This window comes from Companilactobacillus formosensis (assembly GCF_005405305.1).
GTDB classification, from domain to species: Bacteria; Bacillota; Bacilli; order Lactobacillales; family Lactobacillaceae; genus Companilactobacillus; species Companilactobacillus formosensis.
Genome location: NZ_BJDU01000003.1, coordinates 86,676 through 105,833, shown reverse-complemented (window position 1 = coordinate 105,833; position 19,158 = coordinate 86,676). Strand labels below are relative to the sequence as shown.

The 19,158-nt window shown below is 35.5% G+C and carries 15 protein-coding genes and 1 tRNA gene; 3 read left to right on the top strand and 13 right to left on the bottom strand.

The genetic code is table 11. The features are described 5' to 3' along the window. Positions 1–302: 302 nt before the first annotated feature. Positions 303–764: a universal stress protein gene (locus FFM65_RS04575; protein ID WP_119317873.1), complete on the top strand. Its 462-nt coding sequence runs from the start codon at positions 303–305 to the stop codon at positions 762–764. Positions 765–821: 57 nt separating this feature from the next. Here FFM65_RS04575 and FFM65_RS04570 read toward each other — a convergent pair whose 3' ends face one another. Genes FFM65_RS04570 through FFM65_RS04550 form a run of 5 tightly spaced genes read right to left on the bottom strand, consistent with a single transcriptional unit; the run spans position 822 to position 7,828 of the window. Beyond that, positions 822–1,766, bottom strand: a complete 945-nt coding sequence (locus FFM65_RS04570; RefSeq protein ID WP_119317872.1) for a 3'-5' exoribonuclease YhaM family protein — start codon at positions 1,764–1,766, stop codon at positions 822–824. Beyond that, positions 1,760–4,183 (bottom strand): AAA family ATPase, encoded by a 2,424-nt coding sequence (locus FFM65_RS04565; RefSeq protein ID WP_162897919.1) that lies wholly within the window; start codon positions 4,181–4,183, stop codon positions 1,760–1,762. The genes FFM65_RS04570 and FFM65_RS04565 overlap by 7 nt, the downstream gene beginning before the upstream one ends. A gap of 2 nt (positions 4,184–4,185) precedes the next feature. After that, a complete protein-coding gene (locus FFM65_RS04560) occupies positions 4,186–5,346 on the bottom strand; it encodes a metallophosphoesterase family protein (protein WP_119317870.1) in 1,161 nt (386 codons plus the stop codon). 58 nt (positions 5,347–5,404) lie between these two features. Then, entirely contained in the window at positions 5,405–5,746 is a 342-nt protein-coding gene (locus FFM65_RS04555) for a YlbF family regulator (protein ID WP_010019322.1), read from the bottom strand. Between the two features lie 9 nt (positions 5,747–5,755). Continuing rightward, positions 5,756–7,828: a PBP1A family penicillin-binding protein gene (locus tag FFM65_RS04550; RefSeq protein ID WP_119317869.1), complete on the bottom strand. Its 2,073-nt coding sequence runs from the start codon at positions 7,826–7,828 to the stop codon at positions 5,756–5,758. A gap of 89 nt (positions 7,829–7,917) precedes the next feature. On the opposite strand from FFM65_RS04550, the gene FFM65_RS04545 reads away from it, so the two are divergent. Next, a complete protein-coding gene (locus FFM65_RS04545; protein ID WP_119317868.1) occupies positions 7,918–8,832 on the top strand; it encodes an RluA family pseudouridine synthase in 915 nt (304 codons plus the stop codon). Between the two features lie 73 nt (positions 8,833–8,905). Here FFM65_RS04545 and FFM65_RS04540 read toward each other — a convergent pair whose 3' ends face one another. From FFM65_RS04540 to FFM65_RS04505, 8 genes are all read right to left on the bottom strand, one after another. Next, complete coding sequence (locus tag FFM65_RS04540; RefSeq protein WP_162897918.1) at positions 8,906–9,826, bottom strand: prenyltransferase; 921 nt, start codon at positions 9,824–9,826, stop codon at positions 8,906–8,908. A 13-nt stretch (positions 9,827–9,839) separates the two neighbouring features. Further along, on the bottom strand, positions 9,840–11,534 hold the full coding sequence (gene argS, locus FFM65_RS04535; RefSeq protein WP_119317866.1) for an arginine--tRNA ligase: 1,695 nt from the start codon (positions 11,532–11,534) through the stop codon (positions 9,840–9,842). Positions 11,535–11,785: 251 nt separating this feature from the next. Continuing rightward, entirely contained in the window at positions 11,786–12,727 is a 942-nt protein-coding gene (gene arcC, locus FFM65_RS04530; RefSeq protein WP_119317865.1) for a carbamate kinase, read from the bottom strand. Positions 12,728–12,760: 33 nt separating this feature from the next. Beyond that, positions 12,761–13,867: an aminotransferase gene (locus FFM65_RS04525; RefSeq protein WP_119317864.1), complete on the bottom strand. Its 1,107-nt coding sequence runs from the start codon at positions 13,865–13,867 to the stop codon at positions 12,761–12,763. A 12-nt stretch (positions 13,868–13,879) separates the two neighbouring features. Further along, entirely contained in the window at positions 13,880–15,292 is a 1,413-nt protein-coding gene (gene arcD / locus FFM65_RS04520) for an arginine-ornithine antiporter (protein ID WP_119317863.1), read from the bottom strand. An 81-nt stretch (positions 15,293–15,373) separates the two neighbouring features. After that, positions 15,374–16,411, bottom strand: coding sequence for an ornithine carbamoyltransferase (gene argF / locus FFM65_RS04515; protein WP_119317862.1), 1,038 nt, complete (start codon positions 16,409–16,411; stop codon positions 15,374–15,376). Positions 16,412–16,475: 64 nt separating this feature from the next. Further along, a complete protein-coding gene (gene arcA / locus FFM65_RS04510) occupies positions 16,476–17,705 on the bottom strand; it encodes an arginine deiminase (protein WP_119317861.1) in 1,230 nt (409 codons plus the stop codon). Positions 17,706–18,238: 533 nt separating this feature from the next. Further along, complete coding sequence (locus tag FFM65_RS04505; RefSeq protein WP_119317860.1) at positions 18,239–18,715, bottom strand: hypothetical protein; 477 nt, start codon at positions 18,713–18,715, stop codon at positions 18,239–18,241. A 165-nt stretch (positions 18,716–18,880) separates the two neighbouring features. Between FFM65_RS04505 and FFM65_RS04500 the strand changes: the two genes are divergently transcribed. Next, a tRNA-Gly gene (locus FFM65_RS04500) sits at positions 18,881–18,951 on the top strand. The last annotated feature ends 207 nt before the right edge of the window (positions 18,952–19,158 follow it).

Sequence of the window (19,158 nt, the reverse complement as noted above, 5' to 3'; positions counted from 1 at the left end):
TTTTTTAGCGTTATTTTTTTTGCAATATTTTCTTATGTTTATTCATCATTAGGAACAAAATGTTTTCTGAACTTTAATCTAAATTTATTTATTTTTATAATAAATTCTCCGTCTAAAACCTAACCTAGCCTAGAAAGTTTAGTTTCTTTAACTTTAATATCCAAGTTGTCTACTTTTCTATACGTCATTATGACAATGACATACCAGCTTATCTCCTCGCAACCCAACGTATTTTATGCTTGTCATATCAACGTTTTCAGGTATTATATGAATTGTAAGACGTTTTTAAAAGGAGGATGTTTATGGATTATCAAGAATTTAATGACCCATTGGTATACCGTCGTATCCTTTTAACAGTTGATGAGGATGACAATGAATCTACCATAAAAGCTTTTCGTTTTGCTACTACTATGGCACATGATTACGATGCTCGTTTAGGTATCGTTTCCGTTCTAGAGAGTGATGATATTAATATTTTTGATTCGCTGACCCCCGCAAAGTTAAAAGAAAAACGAGACGAATTACAGGATGTCGTTGATAATTACGTCAAGATGGCTGAAAATCTAGGTTTAAAAAAAGTTGACCCCTTGGTTTATGACGAAGGCGATGTTGACGATGTAATTGTTGATCGTGCAATTCCTGATTTTAAACCTGATTTGATTGTTACCGGTGCTGATACTGCTTTGCCACACTCTAAAATCACCGCTACAATTGGACCTCGTTTAGCAAAAAAAGCTCCTGTTTCAGTAATCGTCGTTAGATAAAATTAAAAATCCTCGTTGAAATGTAATACAAAACTACATTTCAACGAGGATTATTTTTTAGCTATGTTTGTAAAATGAACGATTATCCAATCCAAAAACACGTTCAGAAAATTTACCATTCTCCGTCTTATCCAAAGCTTTAGTAATCATATTGATTGAAGCATCCATCATATCAATATTGTGTAATACTTCAGCTTCCAATAATTTAGGACGTTCTGGTGAACCATATTCTAATAAACCATGATGTGATAAAATCATGTGTCTCAATAAAATCATGTCTTCGCTATCTAAACTAATATCCAAATCAGTCGCTGCTTTGACGATTTCTTCATCCACAATCGTAATGTGTCCAAGCATATTACCTTCAAAGGTATATTCAATGTCTAGGCTACCAGATAGTTCAATAATCTTACCAAAATCGTGCAAACAAGCTCCTGCAAGCAAGAGTGCTCGATTGATTTGTGGATACTGATCAGAGATGCTTTCTGCCATTCTCACCATGCTCAAGGTGTGATATGCTAAACCACCTTGAAAATCGTGATGATTACTCTTAGCGGCTGCACTAGTAAAGAACTGATCATGATATTTTTTGAACAAATATCTGACAATCCGATTCCAAGCCCCATTAGTAATTTGTAAAAATACATCATCAAATTCATTTTCCATATCAACTCGTTTCATTGGTGCTGTCTGAACGAATTGTGACATATCAACCGTGCTAGGATCTAACAAACCTAGACGAGTGATATTAACTTGTGGTTTACCCTGATAGACATCACGACGACCTTCTAGCTGTACTACTGCTCCGACATGAAATCTCTTGGCATCTTCTTCACTGGCATCCCAATACTTGCCTGGAATTTGTCCTGACTTATCTTCAAAAACTAATGATAGAAAGTTTTTCCCATTTTTTGCTAAACGAAAATCGGAACGCTTGATGATTACTTCCAAGCTCATGTTTTCGCCTTTATTAAAGTCTATTATATGTTTAGGCACTAACATTTCCCCCCCAAAGTCAAAATGTGTTCTTGTGAAACAGCAGCTGGTTCATTAGCTGTTACATAAATCACTTGATTATTTTTAGCAATTTCTTGAATCAATTTAAAAACATTCTTTGTTCTAGAAACATCAAAATCAACAAAAGCATCATCAATCAAAATTGGCAATTTGATCAAATCTGAAATTTCTGTTACAAAGGCTAATCTCAAAGCTAGATACAACTGAATCGTTGTAGCTTTTGATAGCTCATGAACATCAAAACGAATTTTATTTGCACTCAGCACTGTTAAATTTTTTTGATTAAAATCAATTCTAGAATAATTTCCATTAGTCAACAAAGCAAAATATTCAGCTGCTCTTTCCAACATCTTAGGATAACGATTTTCCGTCGCCACGTTCAACATATTTCTGATCCAATCGCTAGCTAACTTCTTTGATACCCATTCATCATAGTTCTCCAGAATATCCTGCTTGTTTTGAGCCAATGCTAAAACCACGCGTTGATAATGATTATTATCATAAATTTGTTGCATTTGTTCCTTTAATGAACCGATCTGACGATTTAATTCATTATTTTTTTCAGTTAAAGAACTTGTTTGCTTAGTGACTGCGGCCAACTTTTCAATCAACGACTGATGTGTTGGATAAGCTTTTAAAGACTCTAAATCTCGTCCCAAGAAGTCTTTATCTTGTTTGATTTGATCAGTAATCTTTTGATTTTGAACTTGCTGTGTATGTAGTCTCATAAATTCATTCATATTGACTGCATGATATTTCTGAAGAACAGCAAAGATTTCATTATTCAATTCTTCCAAACGTTGATTTCTTTGCTCATTCATTTGCTTAGTAGCAGCTTGATTTTTTTGTTCCAAATCAGCTTTAGCTTTGATAGCATCCAAACGAGCAAAATATTTTTCTATTTGTTCATTATAATTATCATCTTTATAAGAATCATCCAAAACGTCTAGTTCTATCAAAATCTTTCGCCATTTATTTAAATCAATTTCGATACCTTTGATTCCATCAATTAGACCTTTTTGAGTACCGTGGAAGTTATCCAATGCTATTACCGTACCCTGTAAACCAATGATATTTTCGCGTGAAACATTGGCGTAACCTTTTTGTTTAATAAATGGCAAACTATTCAAATCCGTTTGATTGCTTGATTGATTCTGGTACCAATACCAAACTCCACTAGCAATTGCTGCAATAATCAAAATTAATTTGAGTGGATTATTTACAACTAAGGCTAAAATGACTGCCACTACGCAAATCAATAAAAATATATTATTGTTATTGTTTTCCGCAGGCGTCATTTGATCAATTTCTTCACCCGTCAAAGGCAACATATCTTCCGAAAGGTCCGGATGATTCTTAAATAACTGATCTACTTGAGTATCTACCCGTAATAATTTGGTATTCATATCATCCCGATGAAATTGCAAGTTTTGTAATTCAAATTTTTGATTACGAATATAGTCCAAACGTGTTTGGTTTTGATGATAATTTTTTAAAATTTGTTTTTCAACATTATCTAGATTGGAAACTTTGCTCGTTGTAGCGGTATCTTTTAAAGTACTTAATTCCTGATTAGCTTTTAACACATTTTCCCAATCGGCATTACTAATACTTTCTACTTCGTTTTTAGGATCATTTTGTTGTTGCAATTGATCGAAACGGTACCACTTCTTATCTAAATTACGCAAATCATTTTCAGATTCGGTAGCCTTTTTTAAAGAAATCGCGTTATCATCAAAATCCTTTTGTATCTTTTCTAATTGTTGCTTTACGCGTTGGTAAGCTACTTGTTGATTTTCAATTTCTGACTTCTCTTCTAATAGCTCATTACGTTTCTTTAGATTCACAACCAAAGGTTGCTTTTGTCCCCTTGGCTTATAAAGATCATCAGCATCATGTGACAATTTATCAGCTACCTTTAGCCATTCTTTACTACCAACAGCACCGATCGACATGACTTCAGTCTCTAGTTGTTGTTCATTTAAACTGTAAATTGACAAAATATTTTTATCATCAAAAACATGCGTATTCTCGAAATCTTCTTTGGTGAAATTTCCGATAATTTGTTTGAGTGATTCACTAGTAACTAATTGATCATCATGAAAAACTGACAATTCACCGTCACCTTTGCCATCAACTCGACGAACTGTCCAATGGCTTTGATCCGGTGCCAAAAATAATAGTTCTCCGCCATAGCGACCACCATTTTTGGGCTTGTATTGTAAATATTTGTTATCTCCTCTAGCTGATGCAAATCCAAAGAGAATACTTTGGATAAAATTCAAAAGTGTTGTTTTACCAGCTTCGTTAAAACCAAAAATAACTTGATAATCTGAGGCAAAGTTAAATTCTTGGTCGATCCATTTACCGAAACCGTATATTTTCGCTTTAACTAATTTCACGATTATTCTCCAGTGTATTTTTGATTAATTGTATTCTTTACTAATTCGGTAATATTTTTTAAGAAGTCACGATCATTGATGTGATCTCGAATAATATTTTCGGCATATAATTTACTATCTAAATCTTTGATCTTATCCAGATCTATAGTTTGACTTTGCGCTTGTTTCCAGTATTTTTGATCAATTTGAGATAACTGTGGGTTGTCATTAAACCTCAAGATAATCTTGTACAACACACTCGGTGTATTCACACTTGCAAAATGATGTTGCAATTCATTGCGCTTGATAGTTTTAATGACATCATCAGATAAGTTTTGAGCATTATTAATCGTCAAGGTCAACAATGTATCCGATTGATTTAAACTATCAGTGATTTTAGTTATCAACTTATCAATCGAATCATTTTTAACATTTAATTCTACCTTGTCCCACGTATAAACGCTGCTCTTAACGAATTTCAACTTAGTCAATTGATCTTCAACTGTTACTATATAAAATCCCTTAGGGGTAGTTTCATTCTGATTACGGCCTTGAATATCGCCAGGATAGACGATTGCTGGACTGTCACATAGGACTTCTCGTTTGTGAATATGGCCTAATGCCCAATAGTCATAACCTTTTTTGATCAAGTCATTGATCTGAAATGGTGCATAATTGTCATCACCAACGCCAGCATGCAAGATTCCAATTTGATAATCAAAATCGCCACGACTTGGATAATTCTTAACAACCGTTTGATTAATGTGTTGTTGATAGTAACTAAAACCAGTAATACCAACTTTTACACCATCACTGGACATTAAAGTCTCAGTCGAAACATCTTGTCCAAAAATATGGACATTTTCAGGAAAGTTAATTACAGCAAAATTATTACGATAATAATCATGATTACCGTAAATCAAATAGACCGCGATGCCTGCTTGCCTTAGTTTCTCAAACTCATCGCGTAAAAACATTTGTGCCTTCAATGAACTGTCGGTGTCGTCAAAGATATCTCCCGCCAAAATAACAAAATCTACTTGCTCTTTCAAAGCTGTACTAAAAAGATTTCTAGCAGCTTGATAAGTCGAGTCTTGCAGTTTCTTTTGCAATTCTTTGGAAAAATCATTAATACCTACAAATGGCGTGTCTAAATGTAAATCTGCTGCATGTAAAAACTTCATTTCTACTCCCCTGTAAAAGAAAAGGACTTGAGCAAATTACTTAAGCCCTAAGTCCTTGTTATTTATCTTGATAAATTTCTGCGATAGGCTTTGAAATAATCTTATTCAACTCATCCATCATAGAATTCATCTTTTGCTCTTTTTCCATTAAGTTTTGGATTTCACTGTAATTTGAAAGTTGGTCTGTAAGTTCACGCATTGCCTTAATGTCGTCGTCTGTAATTTCTTGACCTTGCATTTGTTTTTGTTGTAATTCAAATTGTTTGTTTTGAACTTTATCAAAAAGTTTGTATGCCAAGTCATTAGCCTTAACAGCTTCAAAAGCAAGCTTTAATTCAGCAACTTCAGTTGTCTTTCTTAAGTCTTGTTCAAGTTGATTGGCGCTATCGTAAATGTTCATATAGTCCTCCTATTGACCAAAAAAGTTCTTAATATCATTGTACCATTCTGTGGCTTTATTTTTAATGTTATTTACTCCATCTTGGATGGATTTTGAAATATCATTGTCATCATCATCCGTATCAGTCGCATTAGCTAGCGTTGTGGCATCTTTGACTCCAAAACTAGTTTGTTTAGTTTCTGGTAGGATATTTGACATTTCATTCTTAAATAATGTTGACATGCCGTTTTCATTAGCCGAAGTTAGGAAATGATTTTGATCAGATTTATCAAATCCCATCCAACTAGCAACTACAACATCTGGTGTGTAACCTATCATCCACTGATCTTTAGTTCCGGCATAACCCCATGATTGAGGAACTTCTGTCGAACCAGTCTTACCAGCAATTTGATAACCTGAAGGTTTAGCATACTTACCAGTACCTTCGTTATAGACTCCTAGCATCATACTAGTCATTTCTTTAGCAGTACTCTTGCTAATAATCTGCTTAGTAGAAGAATTACTATTGTCAACAACGACTGTTCCGGTTGAATCAACGATCTTGGTAATAAAGTGCGTACTAGCAAGCTTCCCTTCATTGGCAAAAGCCGTATATGCTCTAGCCATTTGAAGTGGCGAAACACCATATTCCAAACCACCTAGTGCTAAAGCCAAGTTTTGATCAGACTTATGCACCTTGATACCAAAGTTTTCGACAGAATCAACACCCTTTTTGACACCAATTTTATCCAATAAAGCTACGGCAGGCACATTTTCACTTTGATAAAGTGCCTTATACATTGGAATCGTATCTGAATAAATTCCGTCAGCATTGGTTGGTGAATATTTATTCTTACCAAAACTAGTAATTTGGTTAGGCAATTTTGAATCATAACTATAACCATTTTCAATTGCCGGTGTATAAACTGCTAAAGGCTTAATCGTTGAACCTGGTTGACGTGCTAATTGAGTAGCTCGATTCCATCCTCTAAATGTATGATCTCCACGTCCACCGATAACGGCCAAAACACCACCACTTTTCGGATCAACTGCGACCGATGCACCTTGAACCTTTGTTCCATCAGCTGCATTAGCCGGGAACAAATAATTATTATCAAAAGTCTTCTGCATCGATGTCTGCATTTCTTGATCTAAAGTCGTATAGATCTTGTAACCTTTATTCAAAATATCGTCTTCTTTAAGACCATATTTATCAACAGCTTCAGCAATAACAGCATCAAAGAAATAAGGATACTTATAAGAACTGCTGACTTCATAATTATCATTCAAGTTAATGGAAGTATTTTTATAATAATTTGCCTGTGAAGCGGACAATTTATTGTTATCAACCATCAACCCTAAAACTAAATTACGTCGAGCTAGTGAGTTTTTCATGCTATCAATTGGGTTATAATAATTAGGTGCTTTCAAAATAGCGGCTAAAACAGCCCCTTCGGCAGGATTTAGTTCTGATGCATTTTTTCCGAAATACTTTTCAGAAGCATCTTGAACTCCCCAAACACCATTACCAAAATAAGCATTATTCAAATACATCGTTAAAATTTGTTTCTTTGAATATACTCGATTTATTTCAATCGAAAGGAATAACTCTTCACCTTTTCTAGCCAAAGTTTGTTTTTGTGTTAACAAGGAATTCTTTGCCAATTGTTGAGTCAACGTACTACCACCACCAGTAATACCATGGTGAATGATATAACCTAAAGCGGCTCGAATGTATCCTTTGATACTAAAACCTGGGTTAGTCCAAAAAGTTCGATCCTCAGTCGAAATAACCGCATTTTGAATATTCTTAGAAATTTTCCCATAACTAACGTAAGTCCCTTTGCTTGCATACAATTGACCGGCATCATCACCATCTTTATCGATGATCGTCGTTTTTGTTTGCAAAGAAGACTGTAAATCCGACACATTGGAAGTTTTGGCTTTATAAGTCCAATAACCACTTAAAACCAAAATCACGATCATAACGACCAAAATAATCCAACGAGTAATTTGGAATCTCTTCCAATATTTTTTTATAAAAGACCACGCAACTAGTAATTTGGGTTTAAACCATTCCCAAAAACCATTGTTTTTATTCATTATTCAATACCTCTATATAAGAACAAATTTTATCACATATTGAGAGTGTTTTTTAATTTGTCTTAAATCTTTAAGGAGCTAATTACTTTATGTATCAAAAAAACATAACTTATCATCAAGAAAACGGTGAAAATCTAACTATCCGTGAATTACTAAAAAAATGGCTGATTCCCAAGAAATGGCAGCATTTTTTCCGCGTTCAACAAGACGTTTTAATCAATGGAACTTATCATTCTTTTAATACGATTGTTCACAATCAAGACAAAATAACTTTAAATTTCAATTTTCCACCTCGATCAGAACAACATTATTTGCCCGGCAATGACCCAGTGGACATTGTTTATGAAGATGATGATATCCTCGTCGTCAATAAAAAAGCCGGAAAAAAGACCCATCCAAATATTAAGACGGAAGACGATTCTTTGATGAACGACGTAGAAACTTACTTAACTAATGGGCATCCCTACATGGTCCATCGAATCGACATGGAAACTTCTGGTTTAGTATTAATTTCAAAAACTCCGTACCTAGTTCCTATCTTCAATCGTCAGCTAACCACTAAAACATTACATCGCGAATATTTAGCTTTAGTCAAATTAGACAAAAAAATACCCGATTCTGGTACGATCGACCTACCAATTGGTCAAGATCCAAATGATGTTCGCAAAAAAATCATCAGTTCTACTGGCTTAGATTCAGTAACAAAATTTAAAGTCATACAAAAAAATAACGACTACGCCTTATTACGATTGAATTTATTGACCGGTCGCACTCACCAGTTGAGAATTCACCTTGCTAGTCAGGGCTGGCCTATCGTCAATGACCCACTCTATAATCCCCATAAAAAAACTGGAAATTTATTATTATTTGCTCATAAATTGGTTTTTCAACAACCTTTTAGTGAAAAATCCCAAATTATTTCAGCAAAGTTATCAAAAAATATGTATAATCTAATATGTGCTTATTTAAAGCAACCAAAAAGCTCACCTAATCCCGACAATTAGGTGAGCTCTTCTTTTATGTTCAGAAAGAAGTTTTAGGAGTGATTTTTATGGACTCTTTCTGAGAAGGCTGCAACTATAACACTGACATAACTAATTTAATAATCGCCCCGACAGCAATCAATAAAATATACGTTACCGAGAATTTACTTACAGCTTTAATTACTAAAGGATAAGTTTTTGTTTTTACTTGTTCCTTTAGATAAGGACGAAAATCGTCCCAAATGTTTGGATAAAGTAGCACGATCAATAGTGTAATGTAAGGTACTACTTTTGTCAGAGCTAAGATGGGCACTAACAGAAAGGCTATCGCCCAACTTGCTTTGAATAAACTTAAGGCATTGGCTTTCCCTACTTTACTAACCAATGTGTTACGACCATTTTTGAGATCTGCTTCTAAGTCACAAGTACCATTACTCAACTCTGCACATAGGAATGCAAAAGTGTTAGGCAGACAGGCCAAAACAATTGAGATGGTAGTACTAGAATCAAATTTCCCTGACCCGAATAACCCAAGATAGGAGTAGGCTATTGGAATCAATTGGCTTATGGCAATAGCCACCACGATTTCTCCGATAAAGGTAGAATTGAGTGGCTTAGGACCTGCTGAATATAACAAGCCAATGGCAACCCCGATGACCCCGATCATCAAGGTTATCCAACTAGTTTGATACGTCAGAAAGGCTCCAATTATTAATGGAAAAATGGCCAAACCGAACATCCATTTTTTGACTATTGCCAGTGATTCGCGATTAATACCAATGGTACTGATTTTTTGACGATATTCCTCACTCTGAGAGTTCTTATAATCCATATAATTATTATGAAAGTTAATGAACAGGTGTATGAAGAATACGGCGATAAAGCCTAAAATACCATACCAAATATTAAACGTTTGATAATTCAAATATATAAAACTTATTGCCAGCAACAACCATGCTAAATCTAGTGTGGTTGTTTTTATTTCTGATAATTCGTCAAAAATTTTTCGATTCACAATTCAGTTCATCCTACATTTCTTCTGGAGCTTTAACACCTAATAGACCAAGTGACATTTGTAGAACAATTGAAACTGACTTAACAAGTGCAAGTCTTGCTTTAAGACCTTCGTCATCGGCCAAAATCTTACTGTGTGCATAGTATTGGTTAAAGCTCTTAGCAAGCTTTAGAACATACTTAGCGACAACTGATGGTTCATAATCCTTAGCAGCACGTTTAACAACGTCTGGGAAGTTTTGAAGCATCTTGATAGTGTCCCAAGCTTCTGGATCTGTAAGAGCTAAGTCTTTAGCATCCTTGTAGTCTACATCGCCAGCTTTTCTCAAAATACTTAATGCACGGGCATTTGTGTATTGAACGTAAGGACCAGTTTCACCTTCAAAACGAACAACTTCTTCAAGATTAAAGTCGAAACTATCACGACGGTCATTCTTCAAGTCATGGAAGACTACCGCACCAACACCAACTGCTTCAGCAACAGCATCTTTGTTATTCAAGTTTGGATTCTTTTCTTCAATTTGTTTCTTAGCTAAGTCAACGGCATCATTTAGAACGTTTTCTAGCAAGATAACACGACCTGAACGAGTTGAAAGTTTCTTACCACCTGTTGTAATCAAACCAAATGGGATGTAGTCAATATCGTCAGACCAGTCGTAACCCATTTTCTTAAGAACAATCTTAAGTTTTGTAAAGTGTTCTGCTTGTTCGCTACCAACGACGTAAAGTGATTTAACGAAGTCGAAAGTATCTTTACGGTACTTAGCAGCTGCCAAGTCACGTGTGATGTAAAGTGTGGCACCATCAGTCTTCTTGATCAAAGCTGGTGATAAGTCGTATTCTGACAAGTCAACGATCTCAGCACCACGACTTTCTTTTAGAAGGCCTTTTTCTCCAAGTGTATCAACGATAGCATCCATCTTGTCGTTATAGAATGATTCACCTGTAAAGTGATCAAATTGAACATCTAGACGATCGTAAATCTTTTGGAATTCCTTTAATGAAAGTTCCTTGAACCATGTCCAAAGTGCCAAAGCTTCTTTGTCGCCATCTTCCATCTTCTTGAACCAAGCACGAGCTTCGTCATCAAGTTCTGGCTTTTCTTCAGCTTCCTTGTGGAAACGTACGTAATACTTCAATAAATTGTTAATAGGATCAGCTTCAACTTCTTCAACAGAACCCCATAATTTGTATCCAACAATCAACTTACCAAATTGAGTTCCCCAGTCACCTAAGTGATTGATCTTAACTGGGTTGTAATTTAGTTTTGAAATGATCTTAGCAATTGAGTTACCAATAACTGTTGAACGTAAGTGTCCCATTGACATTGGCTTAGCAATGTTAGGTGATGACATATCGATTGGAACGTTACGTCCCTTACCTTGATCAGCATTACCATAATTTGTTTGTTCAGTTAGTACTGTCTTTAAGATATCTTTTGAAAAGGCTTCTTTATCTAGGAAGAAATTGATATAAGCACCAGTATTAACAACTTTTTCAAAACCAGTTGTATCGATTTTGCCAACTAATTCTTCAGCAATCATGTTAGGTGCTTTATGCAATGTCTTAGCCAAGATAAATGTTGGGAAAGCATAGTCACCTAAATCTGAAGTCTTAGGCTTCTCGATCAATTTTGTAACTTGTTCCTCAGTAATTCCCTCTGGTAAAACTTTAACTAGTGCATCTACTACTTGTTTCTTAAAATCCATATTTTCCTCCTTTAGATAAAAAAAACGCCTCTTCCAATAAACTATATTGAAAGAGACGAGATTTCCCGCGGTACCACTCTAATTGATTAATATCCACTCATTAATTGATTATTCATTTTTATAAGAAGGGCGCGACTTAATCTTTGATTTGGTCAACTCTCACCAAGACATGACCTCGCTTAAAATCTTATGATTAATTATTCCCTCTTTTGCACAAGTATGATAGCACATTAATTTGCTAATAACAATAATTATTTGTGAATAACTGTTCCCTTATTACCAGCAATGATTTCTTTAACATCATCCAAGGCTCCAATTACAGCCGGCTTACCTGTGGCTTTAACGAAGGCTACGGCAGCTTGAACCTTAGGCATCATACTACCTTTAGCAAATTCCTCATTGTCAATGTGTTTTTGGATTTCATCGGCTGTTACGTCAAAAATCTCTTCTTGGTTTGGCTTGCCGAAATTGTAGAAGACCCCACCTACGGAAGTCAAAATAATTAATTTATCAGCATCAACTAATTGAGCAATCTTAGAAGCACCGAAATCTTTATCGATAACAGCTTCTTTACCAATTAGTCTGTCTCCATCTTTCACTACTGGAATACCGCCACCACCGGCAACAATTGGAATAACACCAGCTTTAGAAATAGCTTCAATGGCTGGATATTCATTAATTTCAACGGGCTTTGGTGATGGAACGACACGACGATAGCCACGGCCAGCATCTTCAACAATTACCCAATCAGGATGTTCTTCTTGAAGACTTGGAACCTCATCTTCAGTATAGAAAGGTCCAATAGGCTTTGTAGGATCACTGAAAGCTGGGTCATTTTGGTCAACAATCGTTTGTGTGATCAAAGTAACAACTTGCTTGTTAATACCATTTTTGAGCATAACTTCTTTCATGGCATTTTGGAACCAGTAACCGATACTACCTTCTGTCATAGCACCACAAGTATCTAATGGCAAAGCTGGATTCTTTTCACTGTCGGCTGCGGCTTGTTGCAACAACAAATTACCAACTTGTGGACCATTACCATGTGTAATGATCAAATCTTTATCACTCTTAACAAATTCTACTAGTGACTCACAAGTTTGCATAACAGCGTGTTGTTGAGCTTTTGCACTAGCATCTTTACTTAAAATAGCGTTACCACCTAAAGCAACCACGATACGTTCTTTTGTCATAATAACTCTCCTCAAAATGAGCGAAAAAATCGCCTAATTAGCTTGTAAATAATCTCCTAAAACTTCTAAACCTTTAGTTAAGGTCTCATGTGGTGCACAATATCCTAATCTGGCATATCCCGGTGTATCGAAAGCTTCTCCTGGGACTAGTAGGACCCCAGTATCTTTCAATAAATCTTTACAAAATTCCAAACTAGATTTCTTAGTTTCAAGTTTCACAAATGACGTCGACACCCCATTTGGAAAAACGCAACTAATCTTATCTGTTTTTTGAACCCAGTCTTTGAAATATGCTAAATTATCGAGCACGATTTTTTTATTACGATCTAATACTTTTTCTTTATTTTCCAAAATCAAACATGCCATCTGGTCGCTGAAAACTCCAGAACAAATCATCGTATAATCACGATATTTTCTAAAAAGATCAGCGAGCTGTGAATTAGTAGCTGTCCATCCTACTCGAATTCCTGGCATTGAGTAAGTTTTGGACAATGAATTAGTGGAAATTCCCTTGTCATACAAATCAACGATTGGGGCAAAATCAACACTGTCATCAAATGGTAAATAAACTTCATCCACTAAAATATAAGCACCAACGCTTTTAGCAACTTCAACGACTTGTTCCAAGAACTTCCTATCTAAAATCGTTCCAGTTGGATTATTCGCGTTATTAATGCAGATCATCTTAGTATTAGGACGAATCAATTTCTTTAATTCCTCGATGTCTGGATACCAGTTCTTATCTTCACGTAATTTCCAAAAGCTAACCTCAGCTCCTAATGATCTCGGGATGTCATAAAGCTGTTGATAACTAGGATAAACGCTGATAACGTGATCCCCTGGTTCAATCAAAGAATAAATCGCCAAGAGGTTAGCACCAGTAGCACCATTTGTTTGCAGAATATTGTCGGGAGCAACATTCTGATACATTTTACTTACTTCTTTTTTAAAAGTTGGTGAACCTTCGATCCAACCATAATTCATCTTTTGTTCGTTAAGTTGATTATAAATATCAGCTTGGGTCAATTTCTTGATCTCATCCATTGAAAATGATGTGATCGTACTTTGAGCCAAATCATACTTGGCCTCTCGTTCGTGGACATTTAACCACTCTTCAACACCAAATCCAGCTATTTTCATATTCAACACTTCCTAGATTTTAATTGAGCCGGTAGCAGTCATAACGATACTAATGATTGCTAACATAACGATAATTATTGACCACATAATCTCTGATTTTGTTAGTTTTCCACCATCGAGATTGTATTCTTTCTTAGCACGATAGTAGAAATAGATTCCTGGCAAATAACCGATACAAACTAGCATTAAGTAATGTAAACCAGCTAAAGCAATGGCAATAATTTGAAAAGCTGCTGCAAAGATTCCTATCCACAATTGTTTCGTATCTTTATTTTGGAGTGAGAATTTGATTTGATACAAACCAACGAAGATATAGCAAACTACGATAGCAGCCGTACAAAGTGACAAGGCAAAATTGTAAGCTTCTTCAGAGAATAAGAGGATCACTAAGAAGATTTGAATCAAACTGGCCGTCAAAACTAATGAGAAAGTTGGCGCACCTTTTTTATTCTTTTTACCAAATGAAGATGGCAACATTTTTTCTTCGGCCATCAACATTGTCGTGTCAGCTGGCAACATTGTCCAAGATAACCAAGAACCTAAAATAGCAATTATCAAGCCGATACCGATAAAGGCACCACCCCATTTTCCAACCATATCTTGGAAAATATAAAGCATAGCAGGTTGATTGATCTTAGCTAATTCATTTTGTGACAAGTAACCATATGGCAAAACTGAAGCTAAAACATAAATTACTAGTAAACTGATAATTCCGATGATTGTAGCTTTTCCGGCATCATTTTTACTTTTGGCACGAGATGACAACATACTAGCACCTTCAACACCAACGAAAACCCACATCATGATCATCAAACATGATCTAAATTGTTCGACTAAATTGCTGCTTCCAGCCACACCACTAGCTACATTGGACCAGAAGTGAGCTGTAAAGATTCCACCTTTAAATACGAAAATTCCGACAACGATAAAGGCAAATAATGGAATCAACTTACAAATAGTAATAATTGTGTTCATCGCAGCAGCTGATTCAACCCCGCGATTAACGATAAAGGTCAACATCCAAGAAACGATACTTGCAAAAATTACCGAAGGAATGTTTTGTCCACCTTTAAAGATTGGAAAAAAGTAACCTAATGAACTCATTAAGACGGTCGCAAAGGCCACGTTTCCTAACCAAGCTGATAGCCAATAACCCCATCCACTAACGAATCCAGCAAAATTTCCGAAGCCGACTTGCGCATAAGCCTGAATACCCTCAGATTCTGGTTGTTTCAATAACAAATTATTCAACGACATGGCTAACATCATAATTCCAAATCCAACGACGATCCATGCCAACAAAACTGGACCAGGAGCTGCTCCTGACGCTAGTGAGCTGGTTAAGGTAAAAACACCTGAGCCAATAGAACTTGTAACAACAGCCGCTGTTAAAGCTCCGAGTGATAGACCCTTCTTTTCTTCCATATTAATCATTCCTTATTTTTTTCAAAAATTAAAAAATGAAAAAGGGCCAACCATTACGATTAGCCCTTCTTCAATAACTGATTAAACCTTAGGGATGAACAAGTTACCTAGAGTTGCTGCCATAATGGCTTTAATGGAGTGCATTCTGTTTTCAGCTTCTTCAAATTGACGTGCATATTTGCTTCTGAAGACTTCGTCTGTTACTTCCATTTCACTTAGACCATATTTGTCTTTGATGTCTTGTCCATATTGTGTATTTGTATCATGGAATGCTGGTAAGCAATGCATGAAGATGATTTGGTCATCAGGTTGACCAGTCTTCTTGATCATATCCATGTTTACTTGATATGGTTTGAGAAGTTTAATTCTTTCATCCCATTGACTTTCTTCACCCATTGATACCCATACATCCGTATAGATAACATTTGTACCTTTAACACCTTCTTCGATGTTATCAGTAATTAAGAACTTGCTGCCTGATTCTTCAGCATATTTCTTAGCTGTGTCAACAACGCTTTGATCTGGGAACAATTCCTTAGGTGCAACGATGTGGATGTTAACTCCAAGCATTGAACCTGTAACTAAGAAACTGTTAGCCATGTTGTTTCTACCATCACCAACGAATGTCAAAGTCTTACCTTTGATGCTGCCAAATGTTTCCTTCATTGTCATAAAGTCAGCTAGCATTTGTGTTGGATGCCATTCATCTGTCAAACCATTCCAAACTGGAACGCCTGAGTATTTAGCAAGATCTTCAACAACTTGTTGTGAGAATCCACGGAATTCGATACCGTCAAACATGCTACCTAGAACACGTCCTGTATCCTCAACACTTTCCTTTTTACCTAGTTGAATATCGCCGGCACCCAAAAATTCGGGGTGAGCACCTAAGTCAATAGCAGCTATAGTAAAAGCTGAACGTGTTCTTGTTGATGTCTTTTCAAATAGTAAGGCAATGTTCTTACCTTCTAGATAATGATGTGGTATGCCCTTTTTCTTAAGAGCTTTTAAATGAAGTCCAAAATCAATTAAGTATTCCAATTCTGCAGGTGTGTAGTCTTTTTCAGCTAAAAGGCTTCTGCCTTGAAATACTGATGTTTCTTTTCCTTTATAATCCAAAATGATCCCTCCAAAAATGATGAGTTAAAGCTAGTCTAGCACATTTTTTCTAATTAAATTAAATTTACTTTAAGTCTTCACGTACTAATGGCATACTCATGCAACGAGGGCCCCCACGACCACGTGATAATTCACTTGAGATTGTTTCCAATACTTTCAAGCCGTGTTGTCTTAGCATTTCGTTTGAAACGTAGTTACGATCATAAGTAACAACGACACCAGGTGCAATAGCTAGAGTATTTGATCCGTCATTCCATTGTTCTCTAGGAGCAACGATAGGATCACCATTACCTGTTGGAATCAAATCTAGATCATCAAGACCAAGTTCTTTCTTTAGAACAGCCTTCAAATCTTGATTGTGTTCATAAGTCAAATCACCATCTTTAGTTGGGTGAATTGTCCAAGTATCAATCTTGCCACCTTCGCCAAGAATTCCTGGGTGAACTGTAAATTGATCGTAGTTGATCATTGTAAATACAGTATCCAAGTGCATCATTGCGTGGTTGTGTGGAATCTTGATAGCAATTACTGTGTCATATTTGCTGTCCTTGAACAAGTTTCTAGCGATGTCTTGAATAGCAGTTGCTGATGTTCTTTGTGAAACACCGATTGCTAATACGTGGTCGCTAAGTACTAATTCATCTCCACCTTCGATACGGTGTGTGTGGTTTCTATCACGCCATACGTGCAAGCCTTTGTTTGCAAAACGTGGATGATATTTAATAATTGCTTCCATAAACATTGATTCACGTTGTCTTGCAGCGAAAGTCATGTGGTTAATGCTCAAACCATCACCGATTGAAGCTGCCGGGTCGCGAGTAAAGTAAAGGTTTGGCATTGGATCCATGAAGAATGGATAATCTGAATCTTCAGCGGCACTAACTAAGTCAGTTGGCTTGAAGTCGATATCATTCTTACGAACACCGATCATTAATTGATTTACCATTGCGTGCGTATCAAGACTCATCAAGAATTCCTTCAATGCGTCATGATCAGCACCAACAGCGTAATCTGATTCGCGAAGCATCTTTTCTACAAATGCTTCTTTAACATTTCCAGCATCGATAGCTTCGGCAGCTAAATCTTCAAGATAAAGAACTTCTGTTCCGTTATCTCTTAAGATTTGAGCAAAATTGTCATGCTCCTTTTGGGCAATTGGCAAATATGGGATATCATCGAACAATAGTCGGGGCATTGTGTCGGGTGTAATGTTTTCAACTTCTTGTCCGGGACGTTTCAACATTACGACATCCAATTTTCCAATTTCTGAAGTAACATGGATTGGCATAGTCATAAAAAATCACTCCTTAATTTTGAATTCCGTTACCAACACCCACTATATCGGACAGGTATGGGTTTTGCAAGCGATTTCATGAAACTATTCCAGTATGAAATATTTTCTAATTTTTGAAGGAAAGCTAATTCGCTTCATACCTAGCAAGCGTTTACACTAATTAGAGAAATTTTAATCAAAAATTATTTTTCGAAATGTCGAAATAACAGGATATAATTTTATAAATACTTTTCTGAAATAAATTAATTTACAAAATCTTGCTCATTTAAAAAACTAATTATCTATTAAAAAAAGACTACTTAAATAAAATATTTGGCAGTCTTAAAATTTATTTTCAATATGTATAAGATATATTTTTTGAAATATGATTATGAAATAATAAAAAATATCATGTAAAAAAGTCCTTGCTTAAGTCATTTGGCGTAATATTCCGTTTTTCATAGCAAAGAACATTTAGCTGGAACGGTCAACAAAAAAACCACTAGAATATCTCTCCTATAAAAGGGATATTCTAGTGGTTTTTAAAATGTTAATTATTTTCCGTTCTTTTGAACTGATTTAATAGCGGCTTTATGTGAACCTTCATATAGTTTCCATTGCTTGCCATCAGAAGTCTTGATTGTAGTTTTGCCGACCTTAGTGAATTTCCAGTTGAAATCAGGTTCCTTGATAATTCTAAAGCCATCAATCTTGAACTTCTTAGCATTATCTTTGTCCATAACGATCTTAGCTTTCTTGAAATCAGTAATGACCTTCTTTGAACCGTTCTTGCTTACACGTACAAATTGAACAGTTTTCTTATCTTTACCAGTAAAGAAAGTGATGTACTCATCCTTGTTATCCTTGCTGACACCAACATATACCTGATTCTTAATCTCACTCTTTGTGATCTTCTTAGCAGAATGTTGTTCAGCTTGTTGAGTACTGTTATTTGAACAACCTGTTGCTACGGTTGCAAAACCACCCATTAATGAAACAGCGGCTAATAAAGTAACCAATGTTTTTTTCATTATTATCTTCTCCTTGATGCAATTTATTGATAAAAATTCATCGTCACCCTTGATTTTATGGTAATGAAAACTAAAAATCAATTTATATTGTAAATTCAAAGGACTTTTTTAAATATTTCTTATCATTTTGAATCAAAATATTGTATAATTATAGAGTTATCAAATGCGAACTTAGTTTAATGGTAAAATACCAGCTTCCCAAGCTAGTGTCGCGAGTTCGATTCTCGTAGTTCGCTTATATCAGTTTCGATGAGTTTCGATAGCTTATGAAAAGCCTACAAATCAATGTTTCTATTTTCATGAGTTACGATAAGTCACATATATAATACATAAAAGTGTGTCACGTGTGTGTCACGAAAATATTTTGTGGGAGCAAAGTTTTATCGCCAGTCAAACGACTAGCGATTTTTTTTATACAAAAATAATTGAATTAAATTTGCAAT